The sequence below is a fragment of the Acidovorax sp. sif1233 genome (genome assembly GCF_019218755.1).
Classification (GTDB): Bacteria; Pseudomonadota; Gammaproteobacteria; order Burkholderiales; family Burkholderiaceae_C; genus Acidovorax.
In genome coordinates, this window is record NZ_JAHUWZ010000007.1 from 27,964 (window position 1) to 50,722 (window position 22,759).

Sequence of the window (22,759 nt, forward strand, 5' to 3'; positions counted from 1 at the left end):
TGGCACGCAAGCGCCCTGCAATTGTTGGACCGATTGGCGGGGCGCGGTTCTGCTTTAATCTGCCGGGCCGACAGTTTTTCTTACATGCGCCAGCACATTCCCAGCACCCGCGCCCTGCTCGTTTTCGATGCCGTGGCGCGCCACCACGGCGTGAGCAAGGCCGCCGAAGAGCTGTGCCTCACGCACAGCGCCGTGAGCCAGCAGCTGCGCCTGCTCGAAGGCCAGCTGGGCCTGCAGCTCGTGCAGCGCGGCGCGCGCGGCTCCACGCTCACCGAGGCGGGCCGCCGCTACCACGCGCAGGTGGTGGGCGACCTGCTGCGCCTGCAGAACCACACGCTCGAAGCCATGGCCCAGCGGCCCGACGGCGCGCGGCTGCTGGTGGGCTGCGTGCCCGTGTTCGCCGAGCGCTGGCTGCTGCCGCGCCTGCCCGCCTTCCTGGCCACGCACAAGGGCTGCAGCCTGCACCTGCAGGTGTACCCCACGCACACCTACATGCAGGAGATCCCTTTCGACGTGGCCGTGCAGTACAACGACGCCGCCTGGCCCGGGGTGCAGCCCGTGCCGCTGATGAGCGAAGTGTGCGTGGCCGTGTGCGCTCCCGGCTCGCGCCACCGGCGTGCGATGGAGCGCGGCGACTTCCGCGCGGTGCCGCTGCTGCAGCTGAGCTCGCGGCTGGGCGCGTGGGATGCGTGGTTCACCCGCGCGGGCATCACGCGCGTGCCGGCGCACAGCCTGGGCGGCCACCGGTTCGACCTGTTTTCCATGCTGGTCGAGGCGGTGCGCGCGGACCTGGGCATCGGCCTGGTGCCGCACTACTTCGTGGAGCGCGAGCTGCTGTCCGGCGAACTGGCGCTGGCACATCCCCACCATGACAGCGGCCTGCGTGGCTACAGTCTCTTCGTGGCGCAGGGGCGGCAGGAAGACCCCGCCGTGGCCGCGTTTGCCCGGTGGCTCGCCCACGCGGTCGCGGTGCCGGGCGGTGCCGGCACCGGAGCCACGCGGGCCTAGACGGCGCGCCGCCGCCGGGCCGCGAGCCAGGCGAGCGCCAGGCCCGTGACCACGATGGGCACCAGGGACCCGGCATTGAGCAGCGTCCAGCCCTGCGTGGTGACCAGCACGCCGGACGAGAACGAGCTTAGCGCCAGCGTGGCGAACACGCAGAAGTTGATGGCGGCCTGGGCGCGGTCCTTTTCCTCGGGGCGGTAGGCGGTCATGGACAGCGTGGTGGCCCCCGTGAACAGGAAGTTCCAGCCCACGCCGAGCATGAACAGCGCGATGCCGAAGTGGTGCAGCTCCACGCCCATGAGCGCCACGGCCACGCAGGCCAGGTTCAGCAGCACGCCGGCGCCCATGATGGACAGCACGCCAAAGCGCTTGATGAGGTGGCCGGTGACGAAGCCGGGCGCGAACATGCCGATCACGTGCCACTCCAGCACCAGCGCGGCCGCATCGAAGTTGAAGCCGCACACCTGCATCGCCAGCGGCGTGGCGGCCATCAGCAGGTTCATCACGCCATAGCCCAGCGCGGCGCCCAGGATGGCCACCACGAACGCGGGCTGGCGCATCAGCTCGGACAGGGGGCGGCCCGCGACGGGCTGCCCCGCGGCGTCGCGCCGCGCGGGCTGCGCCTCGAAGCGGATCGCCGCCATGCACAGCATGGACAGCAGGGCCACGCCCATGAGCACCACGTAGGCGCCCGCGAAAGGCACCGGAAACAGCGTGCGCGTGGCGCTGGCCAGGTTCGGCCCGGCCACGGCGCCCAGCAGGCCGCCCGCCAGCACCAGCGACACGGCCTTTTCGCGGTAGGCCGCGGGGGCCAGCTCGGCGGCGGCAAAGCGGTAGAGCTGGCCATTGGCGCTGTAGTAGCCCGCCACCACGGTGGCGGCGCACAGCAGCCAGAAACTGGCGCTGAAGGCCGCCCACGCGCACAGGCCGCACGACGCGATCGCCACGGCCAGCCCGATCTGGAACGACACCTTGCGGCCCCACCGGGCCTGGCTGCGGGCCACGAGCGCGGTGGACAGGGCCCCGCCCACCACATAGCCCATCACGGGCAGCGTGGCCATCCAGCCAAAGGGGGCGAGCTGCAGGCCTACCAGGCCGTTGATGGCGATGAAAACCACGTTGTTGGTCAGGAAAAGGCCCTGGCACAGGGCCAGCAGCCACAGGTTCTTGTTCACGGCGAAGGGTGTTGTTGGAATGGGGAAGGAAAGGGTCGAGGCGGGCATGGGCGGCCGGGCCGCGTCAAAGTCCGACTGCATTGCTCTGGCATTGTGCACTCCGGTTGATGAAGATCAGCCGGCGCGCGCAGCGGCCTCGGTATGGTGCCACCCAGTGCTTGGGCTCCCACCGGGGGCCTGCGTTTGAACCAGAGCCATGGAACCCCACAACCCTGCAGAGGCCGCGCCCGCCCTCGAACTCGTCTGCCCCGCCGGCAGCCTGCCCGCGCTCAAGGCGGCGGTGGACCATGGCGCCAGCTGCGTCTACCTGGGCCTGCGCGACGCGACCAACGCGCGCAACTTCGCGGGCCTGAACTTTGACGAGGCGGCCATCGCCAGCGGCATCGCCCATGCGCATGCGCGTGGCTGCAAGGTCTTCATGGCGCTCAACACCTACCCGCAGGCCGCCAACCCCGCGCCGTGGCGCAGCGCCCTGGACAAGGCGGTGGACCTGGGCGTGGACGCGGTCATCCTGGCCGACCCCGGCCTCATGTCGTACGCGGTGCGGCGCCACCCCCGGCTGCGCCTGCACCTGTCGGTGCAGGGCTCGGCCACCAACTACGAGGCCATCAACTTCTACCGCGAGCAGTTCGGCGTCGTGCGCGCGGTGCTGCCGCGCGTGCTGTCGATGGAGCAGGTGCGCCAGGTCATCGACCGCACGCCCGTGGAGATCGAGGTGTTCGGCTTTGGCAGCCTGTGCGTGATGGTCGAGGGGCGCTGCGCGCTGTCGTCGTATGCGACGGGCGAATCGCCCAACACGCACGGCGTGTGCTCGCCCCCGAAGGCCGTGCGCTGGGTGGAAACGCCGCAGGGCCGCGAGTCGCGCCTGAACGGCGTGCTGATCGACCGCTATGCGCCCGGCGAGAGCGCCGGCTACCCCACGCTGTGCAAGGGCCGCTTCGACGTGGGCGGCGACGAGAACTACTACGCCATCGAGGAGCCCACCAGCCTCAACACCCTGGAGCTGTTGCCCCAGCTCGTGAAGATGGGCGTGCGCGCCATCAAGATCGAAGGGCGCCAGCGCAGCCCGGCCTACGTGGCCCAGGTCACGCAGGTCTGGCGCGAGGCCATCGACCAGTGCCTGGCCCACCCCCACCGCTACGCGCCCAAGACGCGCTGGATGGCCAGCCTGGACCAGGTGGCCGAAGGGCAGCAGCACACGCTGGGCGCCTACCACCGTCCCTGGAAATGAAGAACAACCCCCTGATGCGCTTCGCGCCTTCCCCCTTCTCTCGCCTCGCTTGCGCGATGCGGGAAGGGGGACACCGCCAGCGCGGCGGGGCGGCCCTTGCGCGGCGGTCGCTGGCTTGGGCCGCGCCAGATTCGAACTCCATGCGCCGCTCCCAGCATCTGGATCCCACGATCAAACCCCTGAAGCCCGCCCCATGAAACTCTCTCTCGGCCCCCTGCTGTACTACTGGCCGCGCGACACCGTGTTCGCGTTTTACGAAGCCATGGCCGCCACGCCCGTCGACGTGGTGTACCTGGGCGAGACAGTGTGCTCGCGCCGCCATGAGCTGCGCCTGGCCGACTGGCTGGCGCTGGCGCGCATGCTGCGGGACGCGGGCAAGGAGGCCGTGCTGTCCACCCAGGTGCTCATCGAATCCAGTGCGGACGTGGGCCTGCTGCACAAGATCACGGCCAACGGCGAGTTCACCGTGGAGGCCAACGACATGGGCGCCGTGCACTGCCTCTCGCGGCCACCCACCGGGCCGCGGGCCTTCGTGGCCGGGCCGCACCTGAACCTGTACAACGCGCACTCGCTGCAGTGGATGGCGCAGTTCGGCGCCACCCGCTGGGTGATGCCGGTGGAGATGTCGCGGGACGCGCTGTCGGCCGTGCTGGCGCAGCGCCCGCAGGGCCTGGAGACCGAGGTCTTCGCCTACGGGCGCATGCCGCTGGCGTACTCGGCGCGCTGCTTCACCGCGCGCCACCGCAACCTGCCCAAGGACGACTGCCAGTTCAGCTGCCTGCAGCATGCCGACGGGCTGCCGCTGCGCACGCGCGAGAACGAGGGCTTTCTCGTGCTCAACGGCACGCAGACGCAATCGGCCCGCGTCTACAACCTGGCCAACGAACTGGCGGGCCTGCGCGCCTGCGGCGTGGACGTGCTGCGCCTGAGCCCGCAGGCGCAGCACATGCCGCAGGTGGTGGCCGCGTTTGACGAAGCCCGCCACGCGCGCCCCCCCGAGGCGGCCTGCGACCTGGTGGAGCGCATGCAGCCGCTGATGCCCGACCTCCCCTGCGACGGCTACTGGTTCGGCCGCCCGGGCCTGGAGCAGGGGCGCGTGCGGACCGCCGTGGCGCAGTCCTGACCCGCGGGCCCCCATCGCATGTACGCCGGAGAACGCTTCAACAGCATCAGCCACCTGGCCGGGGCCGTGCTCGCCACGGCGGGCGCGGCCGTGCTCATCACGCTCGCGGCGCGCCTGGGCGACCCGTGGAAGGTGGTCGCCTTCAGCATCTACGGCGCCATGCTGGTGGCGCTGTACGCCGCGTCCACCGCGTACCACAGCGTGCGCCGGCGCGCCATCAAGGCCGTGCTGCAAAAGCTCGACCACTGCAGCATCTACCTGCTGATCGCCGGCAGCTACACCCCGTTCGCGCTCGTGTCGCTGCGCGGCCCCTGGGGCTGGTCGCTGCTGGGCGTGGTGTGGGGCCTGGCGCTGCTGGGCATCGCGCAGGAGATCTGGTGGGCGCGCGGCGCGCGGGCGCTGTCGCTGGCCATCTACGTGCTCATGGGCTGGCTGGCGCTGGTGGCCGTGGTGCCGCTGTGGCGGGCGCTCACGCCCGGGGGCTTTGGCTGGCTGCTGGCGGGCGGGGCCTGCTACACGCTGGGCATCGTCTTTTACGCGCTGGACCACCGCGTGCGCCATGGCCACGGGCTGTGGCACCTGTTCGTGCTGGGCGGCAGTGCCTGCCATTTCTTCACCGTGTTCTTCTACGTGGCCTGAGCGCCCGATTCCTACCCTATGGCTGCTTTCTCCTCTTCGCCTTCGAACCCGCGGGTGGTTCCCCCTCCCGTGGGGGCCGTGCTGTCGCGCCTGCCCGCCTACCCGGGCTCGGTGCTGTTGGTGACGGCGCTCAACCTCGCGTTGGCCCGGCACCTGCCCCCCGACGTGGGCCGCCTGCTGTTCGACAAGAAGATGCGGGTGCAGGTGCGCGATGCGCGCCTGGCGTTCGACTTTGCCTGGACCGGTCAGCGTTTCGCGCCCCATGCCCCGCTCGCGGCGCCCGCCGTGGCGGACCTGACGCTCAGCGCCACGGCCCACGACTTCCTGCTGCTCGCCCAGCGCCAGCAGGACCCCGACACGCTGTTCTTCAGCCGCCGCCTGTCGATGGAGGGCGACACCGAACTGGGCCTGGTGGTGAAGAACGCGCTCGACGCCATCGAGCTGCCGGTGCTGGACCCGCGCCAGTGGGCGCAGAAGCTGGCACCGCGCCAGGTGCTGGACCACCTGCGGCGCCGCCGGGGCCCTGCGCCACGCCACGGAGGGTGAGCGATGACCCCCCACCAGGCCCTGAATCATCCCCTCGTCTACTCCTGCTCGGGCTGCTCCAGCGCCGCGCAGCTGGCCAACCACGTGGCGCTGCGTCTGGACCGGCACGGCGTCGCCGAGATGTCGTGCATCGCCGGCGTGGGCGGCGATGTGCCGCACCTGCTGAAAACCGTGCGCTCGGGCCGGCCCATCATCGCGCTCGACGGCTGCCCGCTGGTCTGCGTGAAAAGCACGCTCGCGCGCCACGGCATCACCGCCGACCGGCACTACCAGCTGCAGCACTACGGCGTGAAGAAGCGCGCGCACGAAGACTTCGACCCCGTGCAGGCGGCGCTCGTGCTGGAGCAGGTCGAGGCCGACCAGCAGGCGCAACCCCTGCGCGCCCGGGCGGCCGAGGGCGAGCCCCATGGCTGAGCCCGTGCCCACCCGCCGCATCATCGTCGCCATCTCGGGCGCCAGCGGCGCCGTGTACGGCGCGCGCCTCCTGCAGGTGCTGCAGGGCCAGGGCGGCATCGAGACGCACCTGGTCGTCTCCGACGCGGGCTGGCGCAACCTGCAGCACGAGCTGGACCTGGACCGCCCCGCCGTCGAGGCCCTGGCGCACCGCGTGCACGACGTGCACAACGTGGGCGCGGCCATTGCCAGTGGCTCGTTCCAGTGCCATGCGATGGTGGTCGCACCCTGTTCCATGCGCACGCTGGCCGCCATCGCGCATGGGCTGGCCGACAACCTGCTCACGCGCGCGGCCGACGTGGCGCTCAAGGAACGCCGCCGCCTGGTGCTGATGGTGCGCGAATCGCCGCTGCACCTCACGCACCTGCGCAACATGGTCGCCGTGACCGAGATGGGCGGCATCGTCTGCCCGCCGCTGCCGGCCTTCTACCTGCGCCCGCAGACCGTGGGCGAGGTGGTGGACTACAGCGTGGCGCGCGCGCTCGACCTCATCGACGTGCCCCACGACCTGGCGCCGCGCTGGTCGGGGCTGGAACTGGATGCTCATTAATTGATAGCTACTGGCTGATTTCATTCAAATTCAAAATCAAAATCTGGTACTGATATGGCCTACCGCGACCTGCGCGACTTCATGGCCCAGCTCGAAGCCACGGGCGACCTGCGCCGCGTGCGCGAGCCCGTGTCGCCGCGCCTGGAGATGACGGCGCTGAGCGACCGCGTGCTGCGCGCGGGCGGCCCCGCGCTGCTGTTCACGCAGCCCACGGGCCACGCGCTGCCCGTGCTCACCAACCTGTTCGGCACGCCCGGCCGCGTGGCCCGCGCCATGGGCGTGGCCGACCTGCACGGCGTGCGCGCCCTGGGCGAACTGCTGGCCACCCTCAAGGAGCCCGAGGCACCCCGCAGCGTCAAGGACATGCTGGCCATGGGCCCCTTCCTCAAGACGCTGTGGCACATGGCGCCGCACACCGTGGCCCGGGGCGCGCCCTGCCAGCAGGTGGTGTGGGAAGGGCCGGACGTGGACCTGGCCCGCCTGCCCGTGCAGCACTGCTGGCCGGGCGACGTGGCCCCGCTCATCACCTGGGGCCTGACCATCACGCGCGGGCCGCGCAAGGCGCGGCAGAACCTGGGCATCTACCGCCAGCAGGTGCTCTCGCGCAACCAGGTCATCGTGCGCTGGCTCGCCCACCGGGGCGGCGCGCTCGACTTCGCCGACCACTGCGCCGCGTACCCCGGCCAGCCCTACCCCGTGGCCGTGGCGCTGGGCGCGGACCCGGCCACGCTGCTCGGCGCGGTCACGCCCGTGCCCGACTCCTTGAGCGAATACCAGTTCGCCGGCCTGCTGCGCGGCGCACGCACCGAGGTCACGCCCGCGCTGGGCGTGCCGCTCTCGGTGCCCGCCACCGCCGAGATCGTGCTCGAAGGCCACATAGCGCCGGACGCGAGCCACACGAGCGGCTGGCAGCATGCGCTGGAGGGGCCCTACGGCGACCACACCGGCTACTACAACGAATGCGCCGAGTTCCCCGTGCTCACCGTGGACCGCATCACGATGCGCAAGGACGCGATCTACCACAGCACCTACACCGGCAAGCCGCCCGACGAGCCCGCCGTGCTGGGCCTGGCGATGAACGAGCTGTTCATCCCGCTCCTGCAAAAGCAGTTCCCCGAGATCGTGGACTTCTACCTGCCGCCCGAGGGCTGCAGCTACCGCATGGCCGTGGTGAGCATCCGCAAGGCCTACGCGGGCCACGCGCGGCGCGTGATGATGGGCGTGTGGAGCCACCTGCGCCAGTTCATGTACACCAAATTCATCGTGGTGGTGGACGACGATGTGGACGTGCGCGAATGGAAAGATGTGGTCTGGGCCATCACCACCCGCATGGACCCGGCGCGCGACACGCTGCTGGTGGAACACACGCCCATCGACTACCTGGACTTCGCCTCCCCCGTGAGCGGCCTGGGCAGCAAGATGGGGATGGACGCCACGAACAAATGGCCCGGCGAAACCCAGCGCGAGTGGGGTCGGCCCATGCGCATGGCCGACGCGGCCACGGCCCGTGCGGAGCAGTTGTTCGCGGCGCTGGGGCTCTAGGACCGCCAGCCGCGCAGCCACTCGGGAGGACTCTTACGCCGCCGCGAATTCGATGGCCGCGCCATGAGTGCGGTCTGCCGGGGGAGGCGCCGGCGTGGCACCGTCGGTGGCCAGTACCAGTGCGTATGGGCCTTCGCCCCGCGTGCCCAGCTGTGTGCTGGCCGCATGGCCTGCCGTGCCCGGCAGCGGCCCTGCCTGCGTCAGCACCAGGGTGCTGCGTCCGAGGGTGACCGTGCCCACCCGCGCGCCCGTGCCGGGCTGCAGGAAAGGCGCGCTCACGTTGGCGGCCTGGGCCTCGCCCAGCAGGGCGCGGTAGTGGGCCAGGCTCGCATCCAGGTCCTTCACGGCCAGGGCCAGGCTGGCCACGCCGCGGGCGCCGTTGGGGTGCACGCGGGCGTTGCCTTCGGGCACGCGCAGCGCGCGCGGGGTCTGGTCGCCGCACAGGAAGGGCAGGTCGTGCGACGGGGGGCGCGCCGTCTGCCACCGCAGGCGCTCGCCATCGGGCCGCACGCGGCCGCCGTCGTGCGGGCCGCTGTAGGCCAGGCCCCGGTCCTTGGCGACGGCCACCGTGGTGGCGGTGTCGGGCGGCAGCAGCGCGAAGTCCACGATGCCGTCGCCGTGCGCGTTCAAGAGCTCCCACCAGCGCTCGCCGGGCGATGGCGAGCGCCAGGCGATCAGCTCGAAGTAAGCGCCGTCCGAGAAGACGACCAGCGCGTTGTAGGTGGGCCGGCCGGGGTGGTCGCCGCCTTGCAGCACGTTGAATCCGAGGGCGCGGTAGTCGGCGATGGTCTGGTCCAGATCCTTCACCGCGATCACGATGTGGTCGAGTGTCAATGCCATGGTGGCTGGGCTCCTTGCGTGGTCAATCGGCGGGTCAGGCGGGCACGGCTTCGGCGGCTGCGGAGGGCTGTGCGGCAGGCAGCGGCGCGGCGGCGCCGGAGTTGGTCAGCGCCACGCTGGCGCGCACCTGCTGCGGGTTGCGCAGCAGGTTCAGGATGGGGCAGGTGCGTTCCACCGCCTCGAACAGTGCGTCGATGTCGGCCCGGCTCGCGGGCGAGTCGATGTGCACCGTGTAGGCGATGTCGTGCGGCCAGATGGGCGTCTGTTCGTGCCCGGGCTTGCCGCCGCGCGGGTCGATCACGCCGCTCACTTCCACCTCCAGGCTGGTCAGCGGCACCTGGCGCGAGGCGGCCTGGATCAGGAAGATGTGCGTCACGCAGCTGCCCAGCACACCGAGCTGCAGCTCGGGCGAACTGGGGCCCAGGTTGTAGCCCGCGAAATCGGGCGGGCTGTCGCTGATCACCTGGTGGTCGCGGATGCGGATGCGGCGCACGCCGCTGCGGCCTTCGGCGCTCACGCGGGCTTTCAGGGCCGCGGGCTGCGCCGTGCCGCGCTCGATGGCCGCGTCGCGCGCGAGCACGGCGGCGCGCTTCTCGGCCAGGTAGTCGTTGAGGGGGGCGGGGGAGTGGGACATGTGGCGGTGTTCTTTCCAACCGCTTGCGGCCTCGGACATCGGGCACGGAACAAGCAGCGTCGTGGGGAGATTGTTGGAAGCCGCACCCGTGAAGCCAACAAAGAAAACCGTGCTCGCATATGCAGGTTCCAGATAAGCGCGGCGGGCGGTTTGCTGCATCGTTTTCCGCATATCGATGCTACTTAATACATGCATGCCCGGGCCTGCGCACCGATAGCATGAATACACATGAACTGGCTCCGCCGCAGTGTGCACACCGTGCCGATGCCTGCGACGAAGGGGGCCGGATGTGTCATTTCAATGCCTGTGCGGCGACGAGGTCAAAACGTGTTTCTTGCAAAGAAAAAATCAGCGGGATGGTGGGCAGTGGGCGTATCGGCCGTGGCCCTGGGCGTGCTGGTGGCGGGCTGCTCCAAGCAGGCCAGCGAGCCAGCCGCCTCCACCAGTGCAGCCGCAGACCAGCCCGTGCAGGGCGGCACGCTGGTGTACCTGGAGCAGCAGGCGCACACCAACCTGTACCCGCCGGCGGGGGGCTTCTACCCGAACGGCGGCATCCTCAACCAGATCACCGACAAGCTCACCTACCAGGACCCGAAGACGCTGCAGATCCAGCCCTGGATCGCCGAGTCCTGGACCGTGAACGACACGGCCACCGAGTACACCTTCAAGCTGAAAAAAGGCGTGACCTTCTCGGACGGCACACCGCTCGATGCCGCCGCCGTGGCCAGGAACTACGACACCTACGGCCTGGGTAACAAAGAGCTCAAGCTGCCGGTGTCCGAGGTCATCAACAACTACGACAAGAGCGAGGTCGTGGACCCGCTCACCGTCAAGTTCTACTTCAAGAAGCCCTCGCCGGGCTTTCTGCAGGGCACGTCCGTCATCGGCTCGGGCCTGGTGTCGCTGGCCACGCTGGCGCGGCCTTTCGAAGAGCTGGGCGACGCGACCAAGATCATCGGCTCGGGCCCCTTCGTGGTGACGGCCGAGACGCTGGGCAAGGAGCTCACGCTCACCGCCCGCAAGGACTACGCCTGGGGCCCGGCCCAGCACGCCCACCAGGGCCGGGCGCGGCTCGACGAGATCAAGCTCGTCGTCACGCCCGAAGACAGCGTGCGCATCGGCGCGCTGCTGTCGGGCCAGGCGGGCTTCATCCGCCAGGTGCAGGCCTATGACGAAAAGCGCGTGTTGGACCAGAAGTTCGCCATCTACGCGCCCTCCACGCGCGGCGTGAACAACAGCGTGGTCTTTCGCCCCGACAACACGCTGGTGGCCGATGTGAAGGTGCGCCAGGCGCTGCTGCACGCCACCAACACCAAGGAGATCGTGCAGACCCTGTTCTCGGCCAACTACCCGCAGGCCACCTCGGTCATCGCGTCCACGGCCTTGGGCTACGTGAACCTGTCGGCCAAGCTGGGCTACGACGAGGCCAAGGCCAAACAGCTGCTGGACGACGCCGGCTGGAAGCTCAATGCGAACGGCCTGCGCGAGAAGGATGGCAAGGAGCTGGTGCTGGCTGCGTACGAGTCGCCGCCGCAGCCGCAGAACAAGGAAACCCTGCAGCTCGTGGCGCAGCAGTGGGCCAAGGTGGGCGTCAAGCTCAACGTGCTGGCGGGCGACTCGGGCAGCCGCGTGGTGGACAACCTCGACCCCGAGAAGACCCCTGTGTCCCCCGGAATGGTGGGCCGCGCCGACCCCGACGTGATCAAGAGCAACTACTACCCGACCAACCGCAACGTGCTGCTGCAAAAGGGCGGAGTGAGCAGCAAGGTCAAGGCGTTCGAGGACACCCAGCTCAACGGCCTGCTCGACGCCATAGCTGCCGAGACCGACGCGGCCAAGCGCCTGGCGCTCACGGCCGATGTGCAGAACTACCTGATCGATCAGGCGTACGTGATCCCGGTGTTCGAAGAGCCGCAGGCGTTTGCAGGATCGCCGTCGGTGAAGGGCGTGGGCTTCGAGGCCGTCGGCCGACCCAGCTTTTACGGCACGTGGATCGCCGCAAGACATTGACTCCCCCTGAGTCGCTGCGCGCCTTCCCCCTGGGGGGGGACGCCACCGGTGGACCGGCGAAGCCGGCTCCACGGTGGCACTGGCTTGGGACGCGCCAGTTTCTAACGCTGTGCGGCTACTGGCTACTGGCTGCTGCTGTTGCTTTTGCTGAAGGAGTGACTTCCATGTTCAAGTACCTTGCCCATCGCACGGGCCAGGCCCTGCTGGTGCTGTGGGCGGCGTTCACCGCGTCGTTCGTGCTGCTGCAGCTGCTGCCGGGCGATGCGATTTTGATCAAGTTCCTAAACCCCGAGTTCGGCCTGGGCCCGCAGGAGATCGCGGACATCCGTGCGGCCTACGGCGCCGACACGTCGGTGTGGCAGCAGTACCAACACACGCTGCTGGGCTTTCTCAGCGGCAACTTCGGGTACTCGGTGCAGGCGGGGGTGGCGGTGAGTCAGGGGCTGGCCACCAACCTGCCGCCCACGCTGCGACTGGCGGGGCTGGGTTTTGCGGCGGCGCTGCTGCTGGCGGTGGTGCTGGCCTTTGCCTCGCAGCTCACGCGCTGGGGCTGGCTGCGTTCGGCGCTGCAGTCGCTGCCTTCGCTGTTCATCTCGGTGCCGGTGTTCTGGCTGGGGATCATGCTGATCCAGGTGGTGTCGTTCCGCCTGGGGTGGATTCCGGTGATCAACCCGGGCAAGTGGCAGGGCCTGGTGCTGCCCACGCTCACGCTCGCCATTCCCATTGCCGCGCCGCTGGCGCAGATCTTGATCCGCAACATCGACGAGGTGCTCACGCAGCCCTTCGTGGCCGTGGCGCGGGCCAAGGGCGCGACGCGCCAGTGGGTGCTGTGGAAGCACGTTGCGCGCAACGCCGTGCTGCCCACGCTGACCATCGCGGGCGTGCTGTTCGGCGAACTGCTGGCGGGCGCCGTGGTGACCGAGGCGGTGTTCGGCCTCAACGGTCTGGGCAGCCTCACGCAGCAGGCGGTGGGAAATCAGGACACCGCCGTGCTGCAGGCGGTGGTGGTGGTCTCGGCCACGGCCTTCGTGTTCATCAACCTGGTGGTGGACCTGCTCTACCCCGTGTTCGACCCCCGCCTGCGTTCGCGCCTGGGCACCTGAGGAGATCCCGCATGACCACCACGTCTTCGACCGCCGACCTGGGCGCTTTCACGGGTGCCGCACACCCGGCCCCGCACCGCTTCGAGCGCGCCGTGGCGGCGCCCGCCGCCGTCGTGGTGCCCACGGCGCCCATCCTGGCCGCCCCGCCATCGCGCGCGCAGGGCGGCACCTGGGGCGGCCGCATCCTGCAGCGCGCGCGCAGCGCACCCCTCAGCCTGTGGCTGGCCTGGGGCGTGATCGCGCTGGTGGCGCTCTGGGCGGTCGCGCCCGGTGTCTTCACCAGCTACAGCGCCACCGTGGGCGTGGCCGGCCAGCAGCTGCAGACGCCGTCGGCCGCGCACTGGCTGGGCACCGATGCGCTGGGCCGCGACGGCTATGCGCGGCTGGTGTTCGGTGCGGTGCATTCGCTGTCAGGCGCGTTCCTGGCGGTGGCGGTGGGGCTGGTGCTGGGCACGCTGCTGGGCGTGCTGGCCGGCTCCATCGGCGGCTGGGTGGAGGACGTGATCATGCGCACCGTCGACGTACTGCTGTCGGTGCCCTCGCTGCTGCTGTCGCTGTCGATCATCATCATCCTGGGTTTTGGCACGCTGAATGCGGCGGTGGCCGTGGGCGTGGCGTCGGTGGCCAGCTTTGCGCGGCTTACCCGGTCCGAGGTGGTGCGCGTGCGCCGCTCCGACTACGTGGAGGCGGCCTTTGGCAGCGGCGGGCGCTTTGGTGCCGTGCTGTGGCGCCATGTGCTGCCCAACTCGCTGACCTCGGTGATCGCGATGGCGGCGCTGCAATTCGGCTCGGCCATCCTGTCGATCTCGACGCTGGGCTTCCTGGGCTACGGCGCGCCGCCGCCCACGCCCGAATGGGGCCTGCTCATCGCCGAGGGGCGCAACTACATCTCGACGGCCTGGTGGCTCACCACCGTGCCCGGGCTGGTGGTGGTGGCCGTGGTGCTGGCGGCCAACCGCATCAGCGCGGCGTTGACGAAGGGGCGCGCATGACCACCATCGACCAGGCCGTGGCGCAGCCGCCGGTGCTGGAGGTGGAGAACCTCTCCATCGCCTACCGCGACAAGGACCATGAACAGCGTGTGGTGCACGGCGTGTCGTTCGCCATCGCGCCCGGCGAGGTCGTGGCGCTGGTGGGCGAGTCCGGCTCGGGCAAGACCACCACCGCGCAAGCCCTCATCGGGCTGCTGGCCGACAACGGCCGGGTGGAGCATGGCGCGATTCGCCTGAACGGTACGGACGTCGCTGGCTGGTCGCCCGACCGCTTCGACAGCGTGCGCGGCCGCGTGGTGAGCCTCATCCCGCAGGACCCGACCAGTTCGCTCAACCCCGTGCGCACGGTGGGCGAGCAGGTGGGCGAGATTTTGAAGATCCACCGCTACGGCGATCGCCAGGTCATCGCGCGGCGCGTGGTTGACCTGCTGGCCAAGGTGGGCCTGTCGCAGCCCGAGCTGCGTGCGCGGCAGTACCCGCACGAGCTGTCGGGCGGGATGAAGCAGCGCGTGCTGATCGCCATCGCGATTGCGCTGCAGCCTGCGCTCATCATTGCGGACGAGCCCACCAGCGCGCTCGACGTGACGGTGCAGCGGCGCATCCTCGACCTCATCGACGAACTGCGCCATGAGTTCGGCACTGCCGTGCTGCTGGTGACGCATGACCTGGGCGTTGCGGCCGACCGCGCCCACCGGCTGGTGGTGCTGCAGGGCGGACGCATCCAGGAGCAGGGCGACACGGCCAGCGTGCTGCGCAATCCGCACAGCGCCTACACGCGCAAGCTGCTGGCCGACGCGCCGTCGCTTGCGCAGGGCGCTTTTCGCCCTGCCCGTGCCGCCGCCGCCAACGACGCGCCAGAGCGGCCCGAGGACTTCGCCATCGTGGTGGACGGCCTGGTGCACGACTTCGACGTGGCCGGGCGCAAGGAGCCTTTCCGCGCGGTGGACGGCGTGTCGTTCCGCGTGCGGCGCGGCACCACACACGCCATCGTGGGCGAGTCGGGCTCGGGCAAGACCACCACCATCCGCGACGTGGTGGGCTTTCGCCAGCCCACGGCGGGCCGCATCGTCATCGAAGGCACGGACCTCACCACCCTGCGCGGCGAGGCGCTGCGGCAGTTCCGCCGCACGGTGCAGCTGGTCTACCAGAACCCGTTCAGCTCGCTGGACCCGCGCCAGACCATCTTCCAGATCATCGAAGAGCCCCTGCTCAACTTCGAGCCGCCGCCCGCCGCCGAGCGCGCGCGCCGCGTGCACGACATCCTGGCGCGCGTGGGCCTGCCGCCGGCCGTGCTGGAGCGCCGCCCGCGCGCCCTGTCGGGCGGCCAGCGCCAGCGCGTGGCCATTGCGCGCGCCCTGGTGCTGCAGCCGCGCGTGCTGGTGCTCGACGAGGCGGTGTCGGCCCTGGACGTGACGGTGCAGGCGCAGATCCTGGCGCTGCTGGAGACGCTGCAGCGCGACCTGGGCCTGACCTACCTCTTCATCTCGCACGACCTTGCCGTGGTGCGCCAGATCGCGGACACCGTCTCGGTGCTGCAGGGCGGCCGCCAGGTGGATGCGGGCCGCGTGGAAGACGTGTTCCTGCGCCCCGGCAGCGACTACACGCGTGAACTCATCGACGCCATTCCCGGAAAGAAAAACCAGCACCATGACCCTCTCCCTGACCTCCCCAACGAAACGCCTCGGGTTCTTCAGCAGGCTGCTTGACGATGCCCCGGCCGGCGAACGCTACCGGCTGGTGACCGAGCAGATCGCCCATGCCGAGGCCTTCGGCTTCGACTCCGCCTGGGTGGCGCAGCACCACTTTCACGAACACGAAGGCGGCCTGCCCTCGCCTTTCGTCTTCCTGGCCCACGTGGCGGCGCGCACGCGGCGCATCCGCCTGGGCACCGGCATCGTGACCCTGCCCATGGAAAACGCGGTGCGCGTGGCCGAGGACGCCATCGTGCTCGACCTGCTCTCGGGCGGGCGGCTGGAGCTGGGCGTGGGCACGGGCGGCACGCCCGAATCGTTCGCGGCCTTCGGCATCACCAGCGATGACCGCAGCGCGGTCTATGCGCGCCACCTGGCCCTGGTGCGCGAGGCCTGGGCCGGCCGACCCCTGCCGGGTGGCGACCGGCTGTACCCGGCGGCCGAACAGCTGCTGGGCCGCATCTGGCAGGCGACGTTCTCGGTGGCGGGCGGCGAGCGCGCGGGGCAGGCGGGCGACGGGCTGATGCTGTCGCGCACCCAGCCGCGCACGGCCGAGGCGCCGGGCGCCGCGCTGCACGACCTGCAGCACCCCATCATCGACGCCTACCTGGCCGCACTGCCCGGCGGCGCCACGCCGCGCATCGTCGGCTCGCGCAGCCTGTTCGTGGCCGACGACCGCAAGGAGGCTTTGCGCCTGGCAGACACCGGCCTGCGCCGTGCCGCCGCGCGTTTTGCCGCGGCCGCGCTGCAACCCGGCCAGGCGCCGCGCCCCGGGCCCGACGCGTCCCTGGAGGCATTGATCGCCGCGTACGACGTGCATGTGGGCACGCCCGACGACGTGATCGCCTCCCTGCAGGCCGACACGGCGCTGGCACGCGCCACCGACATCGTGTTCCAGGTGCATTCGGTGGACCCGCCGCATGCGCACATCCTGCGCTCCATCGAACTCACGGCCACGCGCGTCGCGCCGGCGCTGGGCTGGGTGCGCAAGCACACCGGCGCTGCCACCACCACTCCCATCACTGCAGCCGCAGCCACCACGACACACACACCAACAGCATCCTCCACCTGCACCGAGGCCATTGCATGAGCACCCCTGCCCCCATTCCCTCCCCCGGCGCTACGCCGCACGCTGCAGCATTGCCCGACGTGATCGACCTGCTCGCCGGCATCGAGCCCGGCGACCACCTGGACACCATCCGCCGCCACCGCCTGGAGGCGCGCACCCATGCGCAGGAGAGCTACCGCGCGTTGTTCGCGCCCACCGCCCCGGCGCCGGGCACCGTCACGCTGGCCGAGCGCCTGGCGGTTGCGGCCTTCGTCGCAGGCCTGCACAAGCAGCCGGACGCCGCGGCGTTCTATGCCGCGGCGCTGGTGGCGCAGGACGCGGGTGGGGGACTGGCCTCCGCCATCGCAGCCGAGGTCAGCCGGGGCGCGGCGCAGGGCCCGTACGGCCACTACCCCGCCGGTCCGCTGAGCCGCGAAAACACCACCGGCCCGGCCTACACCGTGGGCGATGCGCAGCGCGCCGTGCTGGGCCTGCGGCTGTCGGCGGGCCTGGCGCATGCGCACCTGCTGACCTTGCACCCGCGCGACGCGAGCCCCGAGGCCTTGCAGGCGCTGGTGGACGCAGGCTGGTCGGCCACCGACATCGTGATCCTGTCGCAGCTGGTGGCTTTCCTGTCGTTCCAGATCCGCGTGGTCGTGGGCCTGCGCCTGCTCGCAGCGCATCCGGCACCTGCCACGTCGTCGTCCACCCCCCACACCGCGGAGGTCCAGCCATGAGCGATACCGCCGTCATCACCCACCCCGGCAACCATGAGCCCACGGCCTTCACGCAGGCGCAGCTCGAATGGCTGCCCTGGCTGCCGCCGCTGCCCGAGGACGAGTTGACCGAGCGCCACTACGCCGGCCTGGTGGACGCGGCACGCGCCAAGTCGCCCTACTTTCGCCTGCTGGCGCGCGACCCGGACACGCTGGGCGCACGCACCCGCACCGACAAGGACATCTTCTACAACCCGGATGCCGGCCTGCCCCGGGCGGAGCGCGAGCTGTCGGCCACGGCCACCTCGCGCGCCAACGGCTGCATCTACTGCGCGTCGGTGCATGCGCGCTTCGCCGCGCACTTCTCGCACCGCGGGGCCGAAGTGCAGCGCCTGCTGGACAAGGGTGTCGGGGCCGATCTCGGCCCGCGCTGGAACGCCATCGTCGGGGCCTCGGTGGCCCTCACCGCCACGCCGACGGCGCTGGACGGCACCCACATCGAAAGCCTGCGCGCTGCAGGGCTCGACGACTTCGCGATCTCCGACGCGCTGCATGGCGCGGCGTTCTTCAACTGGGCGAACCGGCTGATGCTGTCGCTGGGGGAGCCTCAGCTTCCGTTGGGCGGATAGGGATTCATCGCGCGAACGTTTGTGCTGGGAGACTCGGTTGAGGGCCCGGCAGCTGAGGTGCCGGTTCGCTCCAGAAAGCACTTGGCCATCTTGTCGACTCTTTTCCTGTACCGACGCTGCATGAATTGCATGCTCAGCATGCGTCTGCGAGGCTGTTGGTATTTCGTTGTATGAAGTGATACAAATCAATACACTTGTTTGTGTGCGGGTTTGCCAACCTCCCGCGCGGGAACGTGGTGCCAGTAGTCAACACGATCTACCAGCGGTTGGCTCATGGTCAGACTAACGAAAGAGATCAACATGAAAAAGTCTTTCTCAAAATGGGGCGTATTGTTCTGGGCCACGCTCATGCTGGGACTCAGTTCCTCGGTGTACGCGCAAGCGACACGAACCTGGGTATCAGGAGTCGGAGATGACGTAAACCCCTGCAGCCGGACAGCCCCCTGCAAGACATTTGCTGGGGCGATCAGCAAAACAGCAGCTGGCGGCGAGATCAATGCATTGGATGATGGAGGTTTCGGGGGCGTCACCATTACAAAATCCATTACCATTAATGGAAAGGGACATATTGCAGGGATTTTGACGGCGGGTTCTGGGGTGAATGGTGTTGTGATTAATGCGGCGCCGACCGACGTCGTGGTATTGCGTGGGCTTACATTTACTGGCGTGTCTGGGGCGGCGAGTGCTGTAAGGTACCTTGCGGCCAGGTATGTTGTCGTGGAAGACAGTACCATCGAAGGCTATGCCTACGGCATCAATATGGCCGTCAGCGTTGTCAATGGGCGCATGGATATTCGCAACGTCCAAATGACGAATGCGACGACCGCTACCAGCACCTACGGCATCCACATTGGTGCAGCCAATTCCATATCAACCATCAGCAATGTATCCGTCCGAGGATACACATACGGCATCACCACCCGTGGCGGCATGACTTACCTTCGAGGATCCACGATCGTGGCCAACGACACAGGTTATAACAACTTGGGTGGCAGCCTTTCGTCTTTTGGTGACAATATGGTAAATGGTAATGTATTTGACGGTGCGCCCTCGGGAACCATTCCGCATTTTTAAGAGCGCATTGGTCGAATATTATTCGAGGCATTAATTTTCATTTTCATCCCGGATGGTTGAATTTTCTTGTCCCGATCCATGGAGTTCCATTCGGCCAGCACGAAAGTGCATAACGAGGTCAGCAGCCCTTCGTTGTGCAGCTTTGCTCACAGGTAAGTGAGTCAGCGGAGCCGGCGGCCTTGCAATGGTCGCGGGCAAGATGGCCGTCAGTCCAGCCAGCCCCTGGGCACCTTGTCGGCTTTCTTCTCCGCCGGGTTGGCCGTGAGCGCGGTGGCCGCGTACTGGCGCATGAACTCCTTGGCCTTGTCGGGGCGGGCCGTGAGCCAGGCGTCGTAGGCGCCTTCGTTCAGGATGGCGGGCATGCTCTTTTCGCTGCCCGGTTGCTGGTAGCGGTGCAGCAGCGCATGGTTGTTGGCGTTCACTGTGAGCAGGCAGTAGCTCACGATCACCTCGCCACCGGCTCCTTGCCAGCGTGCCCACAGCCCGGCCACGCCCATGGGCTTGCCGTCCACGCGGGAGATGCGCGTGGGCACGGCCTTGCCGGAGCGGAAGTCGTCTTCATAGAACGCCATCATCGGCACGATGCAGCGCTGGCCGTTCAGCCAGGCATCGCGGAATGCCGTGCCGGTGGAGGCCAGGTCGGACTTGGCGTTGACCAGCTTGGGAGCGCGCAGCTTCGCGTCGGACGCCGACTTGACCCAGTGCGGCACCAGCCCCCACTGCGCGGGCACCAGCACGCGGGCGGCGGCTGCCTTGTCGTCCACAGCCGGTGCTGGGGCCTGTTCGCCCGGCGGGGTGGCCATGGCCGCCGCGGCGGCTGCATGCACGATGAAGCCGCCCGGCTTGCGCGGCCACAGGTGGCGCTCGCCGGGTGCCGGCGGAGGCTCCACCGCGAATGCCTCGCGGTAGACGTCGGCGGGGTGCAGGGTTTCGTAGTGCGTGCTCATCGTGCGATGGTACCGGCCTGCCGCGCGACCCATGGAAAAAATGTCCGCTATCGCCGGATTGGCAAGCGCTGGCAGCTATGAAATGAAGAGCGTTCCAGAGCAGGCAGCGGGCTGGGGCCGCGGTGTGCGTGACCTGTGTCAAGCCCGGTGTCGCCTGCGTTATGACGCGTGCCCGTGCGGTTTTCACAATGGCCGCATGGACTTCGCACCTTCGCCCCTGGCCCGTGAACTGCATGACCGCCTCGTGGCGTTCATGGACCGCTATCTGCTGCCCTACAACGCCGCCTGGCATGCGGCCGCGCTGGCGGGCGACTACCCGCCGCCCTTCGTGGAAGACCTCAAGGCCCTGGCCCGCGAGGAGGGGTTGTGGAACCTGTTCCTGCCCACGCTGGGGCCCGACGAGCCCGGCACCCGCCTGTCCAACCTCGACTACGCGCCGCTGGCCGAGGCGATGGGCCGCCTGCCCTGGGCCGCCGAGGTGTTCAACTGCCAGGCGCCGGACACCGGCAACATCGAGCTGCTGCACCGCTTTGCCACGCCCGCGCAGCGTGCATGCTGGCTGCAGCCGCTGCTGCGTGGCCAGATGCGCTCGGCCTTCGCCATGAGCGAGCCGGATGTGGCCTCGTCCGACCCCACCAACCTGCAGACCACGGTACGGCGCGAAGGGGATGTGCTGGTGCTCAGCGGCCGCAAGTGGTTCATCACGGGGGCGGCGCATCCTCAGTGCCGGCTGTTCATCGTGCTGTGCCGCAATGCCGGCGCAGACGGTGGCGGCGGCGAGGCCCCGAGCCACGCGCGCCACAGCATGGTGCTGGTGCCCGCCGCCACGCCGGGCCTGCGGGTGGTGCGCAACATCAGCGTGCTGCACCACCACGCCCCCGAGGGGCATTGCGAGGTCCTGCTGCAGGATGTCCGGGTGCCGGCCGACCACCTCCTGGGCGACTGGGGCGCGGGGTTTGCGATGGCACAGGCGCGCCTGGGGCCGGGGCGTGTGCACCATTGCATGCGCACCATCGGGCAGTGCGAGCTGGCGCTGCGCCTGGCCACCGAGCGCGCGCTCGAACGCACGGCCTTCGGCAAGGCGCTGGCCGAGCAGGCCAACGTGCAGGAGTGGATTGCCGAGTCGCGCATCGAGATCGACCAGGCGCGGCTGCTGGTGCTGCATGCGGCCTGGTTGCTGGACCAGGGCGATGCCGCCGATGTCCGCCAGGTGCGTGCCCAGGTCGCGGCCATCAAGGTGGTGGCCGCGCGCCTGCAGCAGCGCGTGGTGGACCGCGCCATGCAGATCTTTGGCGCCATGGGCCTGTCGCCCGACACGCCGCTGGCAGCGTTCTGGACCTGGGGCCGCGCGCTGCGCCTGATGGACGGGCCCGACGAGGTGCACCTGCGCAGCGTGGCGCGCCACGAGCTGGCCCAGGTGCGCGGCCAGCTGGGCGCGTCGACCGCCTACTTCACCACGCCGGAGCAGATGCGCGCCCCGCCCCGCCTGCAGGCCTGAAAGCGCCCGCCGGGTGGTGGCTTTGCCGGCGTCCTTCGCGGCGCAGGTCGCGGTCGTGGGCACGCGCGGCGTGCCGCCCCATGTCAAGCCCGGGCGCCGAGCGAGACCGCGCCCCGTGGGCCGGACGGCGCCACCACGACGCGGTTGCGGCCCAGCGACTTGGCGGTGTAGAGCGCCTGGTCCGCGCGCTCCAGCGTGAGCTCCACCGTGTCGCCCGGCAGGTGCAGCGCCAGGCCGGCCGACACGGACAGGCGCAGCACGCCGGTGGAGTGCGGGATCTCCATCGCGGCCACGGCCAGGCGCACGCGCTCGAGCAGGTCGCGCGCATCGTCCAGATGGGTGTCCGACAGCATCAGCACGAACTCTTCGCCGCCCCAGCGGGCCAGCACGTCGGTGTCGCGCACGCTCGCGCGCACCACGCCGGCAAAGGCCTGCAGCGCGCGGTCGCCGGTGGCATGGCCGTGGCTGTCGTTGACACGCTTGAAGTGATCGATGTCAAGTTCCGCCAGCAGCATGGGGCGGCCGCTGCGCAGGCTGCGCCGATGCTCCAGGTCCATCAGGTCGAGCATCGCGCGGCGGTTGGGCAGGCCCGTGAGCTCGTCGCGCGTGGCCAGCTCGCGGTTGACGGCGAGGGCGTGGGCCAAGGCCTCGCGCTGCTCGCGCAGCCGCGCGCGGATGCGCTGGATGCGCAGGTTCAGCGCGATGCTGCCGCCCAGCACGATGAGCACCATGAGCGCATAGGCGGTGTCCAGGTAGCCGAATGGGCTGGCGCTGAAACGGGTGGTGGCGGCCACGGCGCAGGCAAAGGCCAGCAGCGCATATACGCCGATGCCGATGACCTCGGCCACGGTCAGCCCGAAGGTGCCGAAGAACAGGATCATGGCCAGCACGCTGGGCACCACGCCGCGCGCATCGCCCGCCAGCACGTAGGCCACGGCGCCGCTGGTGATGGTCCAGACCATCTGGGGCACGGTGAGCGAGGGGTCGTTGAGCCGGGCGGTCTCGCCCGAGCGGATGAACGCCGTCATCACCACGAGCCCGCCCACCGAAATGGCGGCCCACCACTGCACGGCGGCGGCGTTCACCGCGCTGCTCGCCATCGACACCAGCAGCATCACGCCCGCGCTGCTGGACATGAGCGCCAGCGCGAGCAGCGCCATGCTCACCAGCGTGCGCCGCCGGGGATCGGTCGACAGAACCACATCCCTGAGGCGGCGCCGGCGGGAAGATGTGCGCAAGATGGAAACTCCTGCCAGTGTGGTGGGATCGCGCGGAACGCGGGGCCAGCGGCGCGCGGGCGGGCGGCTGCCGGT

22 protein-coding genes are annotated in these 22,759 nt (G+C 69.7%); 17 read left to right on the forward strand and 5 right to left on the reverse strand.

All coding sequences use genetic code 11. The annotated features are described in order from the left end of the window. Positions 1–84 precede the first annotated feature (84 nt). Positions 85–1,008, forward strand: a complete 924-nt coding sequence (locus KW843_RS20650; RefSeq protein ID WP_218297035.1) for a LysR family transcriptional regulator — start codon at positions 85–87, stop codon at positions 1,006–1,008. On the opposite strand, the gene KW843_RS20655 is transcribed toward KW843_RS20650, so the two are convergent. After that, entirely contained in the window at positions 1,005–2,180 is a 1,176-nt protein-coding gene (locus KW843_RS20655) for an MFS transporter (protein ID WP_218297036.1), read from the reverse strand. The genes KW843_RS20650 and KW843_RS20655 overlap by 4 nt on opposite strands. Before the next feature lie 196 nt (positions 2,181–2,376). Here KW843_RS20655 and KW843_RS20660 point away from each other — a divergent pair, with 196 nt between their 5' ends. The 7 genes from KW843_RS20660 to ubiD all read left to right on the forward strand — a co-directional run bounded on the left by KW843_RS20660 (position 2,377) and on the right by ubiD (position 8,264). Then, entirely contained in the window at positions 2,377–3,411 is a 1,035-nt protein-coding gene (locus KW843_RS20660; RefSeq protein ID WP_218297037.1) for a peptidase U32 family protein, read from the forward strand. 193 nt (positions 3,412–3,604) lie between these two features. Beyond that, a complete protein-coding gene (locus tag KW843_RS20665) occupies positions 3,605–4,534 on the forward strand; it encodes a U32 family peptidase (protein ID WP_218297038.1) in 930 nt (309 codons plus the stop codon). Between the two features lie 18 nt (positions 4,535–4,552). Next, a complete protein-coding gene (locus tag KW843_RS20670; protein ID WP_218297039.1) occupies positions 4,553–5,173 on the forward strand; it encodes a hemolysin III family protein in 621 nt (206 codons plus the stop codon). A gap of 18 nt (positions 5,174–5,191) precedes the next feature. Next, positions 5,192–5,719: an SCP2 domain-containing protein gene (locus KW843_RS20675; RefSeq protein ID WP_218297040.1), complete on the forward strand. Its 528-nt coding sequence runs from the start codon at positions 5,192–5,194 to the stop codon at positions 5,717–5,719. Between the two features lie 3 nt (positions 5,720–5,722). Beyond that, positions 5,723–6,133, forward strand: a complete 411-nt coding sequence (locus KW843_RS20680) for a putative zinc-binding protein (RefSeq protein ID WP_218297041.1) — start codon at positions 5,723–5,725, stop codon at positions 6,131–6,133. Further along, positions 6,126–6,722: a UbiX family flavin prenyltransferase gene (locus KW843_RS20685; RefSeq protein ID WP_218297042.1), complete on the forward strand. Its 597-nt coding sequence runs from the start codon at positions 6,126–6,128 to the stop codon at positions 6,720–6,722. The genes KW843_RS20680 and KW843_RS20685 overlap by 8 nt, the downstream gene beginning before the upstream one ends. 54 nt (positions 6,723–6,776) lie before the next feature. Further along, on the forward strand, positions 6,777–8,264 hold the full coding sequence (gene ubiD / locus KW843_RS20690; protein ID WP_218297043.1) for a 4-hydroxy-3-polyprenylbenzoate decarboxylase: 1,488 nt from the start codon (positions 6,777–6,779) through the stop codon (positions 8,262–8,264). Between the two features lie 33 nt (positions 8,265–8,297). Here ubiD and KW843_RS20695 read toward each other — a convergent pair whose 3' ends face one another. Together KW843_RS20695 and KW843_RS20700 are read right to left on the reverse strand one after the other, a co-directional pair. Continuing rightward, positions 8,298–9,104, reverse strand: coding sequence for a VOC family protein (locus tag KW843_RS20695; RefSeq protein WP_218297044.1), 807 nt, complete (start codon positions 9,102–9,104; stop codon positions 8,298–8,300). 34 nt (positions 9,105–9,138) lie between these two features. Then, the gene (locus tag KW843_RS20700; RefSeq protein ID WP_218297045.1) at positions 9,139–9,738 is read right to left on the reverse strand and encodes an OsmC family protein; all 600 of its coding nucleotides are present in this window, start codon (positions 9,736–9,738) and stop codon (positions 9,139–9,141) included. Positions 9,739–10,038: 300 nt separating this feature from the next. Here KW843_RS20700 and KW843_RS20705 point away from each other — a divergent pair, with 300 nt between their 5' ends. From KW843_RS20705 to KW843_RS20740, 8 genes are all read left to right on the forward strand, one after another. Next, positions 10,039–11,748 (forward strand): TIGR04028 family ABC transporter substrate-binding protein, encoded by a 1,710-nt coding sequence (locus tag KW843_RS20705; RefSeq protein ID WP_255594846.1) that lies wholly within the window; start codon positions 10,039–10,041, stop codon positions 11,746–11,748. Positions 11,749–11,912: 164 nt separating this feature from the next. Then, a complete protein-coding gene (locus KW843_RS20710; protein WP_218297047.1) occupies positions 11,913–12,851 on the forward strand; it encodes an ABC transporter permease in 939 nt (312 codons plus the stop codon). Between the two features lie 11 nt (positions 12,852–12,862). Continuing rightward, positions 12,863–13,843, forward strand: a complete 981-nt coding sequence (locus KW843_RS20715) for an ABC transporter permease (RefSeq protein ID WP_218297048.1) — start codon at positions 12,863–12,865, stop codon at positions 13,841–13,843. Further along, the gene (locus KW843_RS20720; protein ID WP_218297049.1) at positions 13,840–15,549 is read left to right on the forward strand and encodes an ABC transporter ATP-binding protein; all 1,710 of its coding nucleotides are present in this window, start codon (positions 13,840–13,842) and stop codon (positions 15,547–15,549) included. The genes KW843_RS20715 and KW843_RS20720 overlap by 4 nt, the downstream gene beginning before the upstream one ends. Beyond that, positions 15,491–16,624, forward strand: coding sequence for a putative FMN-dependent luciferase-like monooxygenase (locus tag KW843_RS20725; RefSeq protein ID WP_255594847.1), 1,134 nt, complete (start codon positions 15,491–15,493; stop codon positions 16,622–16,624). The genes KW843_RS20720 and KW843_RS20725 overlap by 59 nt, the downstream gene beginning before the upstream one ends. Further along, positions 16,621–17,319: a CMD domain protein gene (locus KW843_RS20730; protein WP_218297050.1), complete on the forward strand. Its 699-nt coding sequence runs from the start codon at positions 16,621–16,623 to the stop codon at positions 17,317–17,319. Before KW843_RS20725 ends, KW843_RS20730 begins: the two co-directional genes overlap by 4 nt. Then, a complete protein-coding gene (locus KW843_RS20735) occupies positions 17,316–17,927 on the forward strand; it encodes an alkylhydroperoxidase domain protein (protein ID WP_218297051.1) in 612 nt (203 codons plus the stop codon). Before KW843_RS20730 ends, KW843_RS20735 begins: the two co-directional genes overlap by 4 nt. 300 nt (positions 17,928–18,227) lie before the next feature. Next, entirely contained in the window at positions 18,228–19,001 is a 774-nt protein-coding gene (locus KW843_RS20740) for a hypothetical protein (protein ID WP_218297052.1), read from the forward strand. A gap of 206 nt (positions 19,002–19,207) precedes the next feature. Here KW843_RS20740 and KW843_RS20745 read toward each other — a convergent pair whose 3' ends face one another. Continuing rightward, a complete protein-coding gene (locus KW843_RS20745; RefSeq protein ID WP_218297053.1) occupies positions 19,208–19,948 on the reverse strand; it encodes an SOS response-associated peptidase in 741 nt (246 codons plus the stop codon). A 196-nt stretch (positions 19,949–20,144) separates the two neighbouring features. On the opposite strand from KW843_RS20745, the gene KW843_RS20750 reads away from it, so the two are divergent. After that, complete coding sequence (locus KW843_RS20750) at positions 20,145–21,446, forward strand: acyl-CoA dehydrogenase family protein (RefSeq protein ID WP_218297054.1); 1,302 nt, start codon at positions 20,145–20,147, stop codon at positions 21,444–21,446. Positions 21,447–21,529: 83 nt separating this feature from the next. Here KW843_RS20750 and KW843_RS20755 read toward each other — a convergent pair whose 3' ends face one another. Beyond that, positions 21,530–22,684 (reverse strand): diguanylate cyclase, encoded by a 1,155-nt coding sequence (locus tag KW843_RS20755; RefSeq protein WP_255590965.1) that lies wholly within the window; start codon positions 22,682–22,684, stop codon positions 21,530–21,532. Between the last annotated feature and the right edge of the window lie 75 nt (positions 22,685–22,759).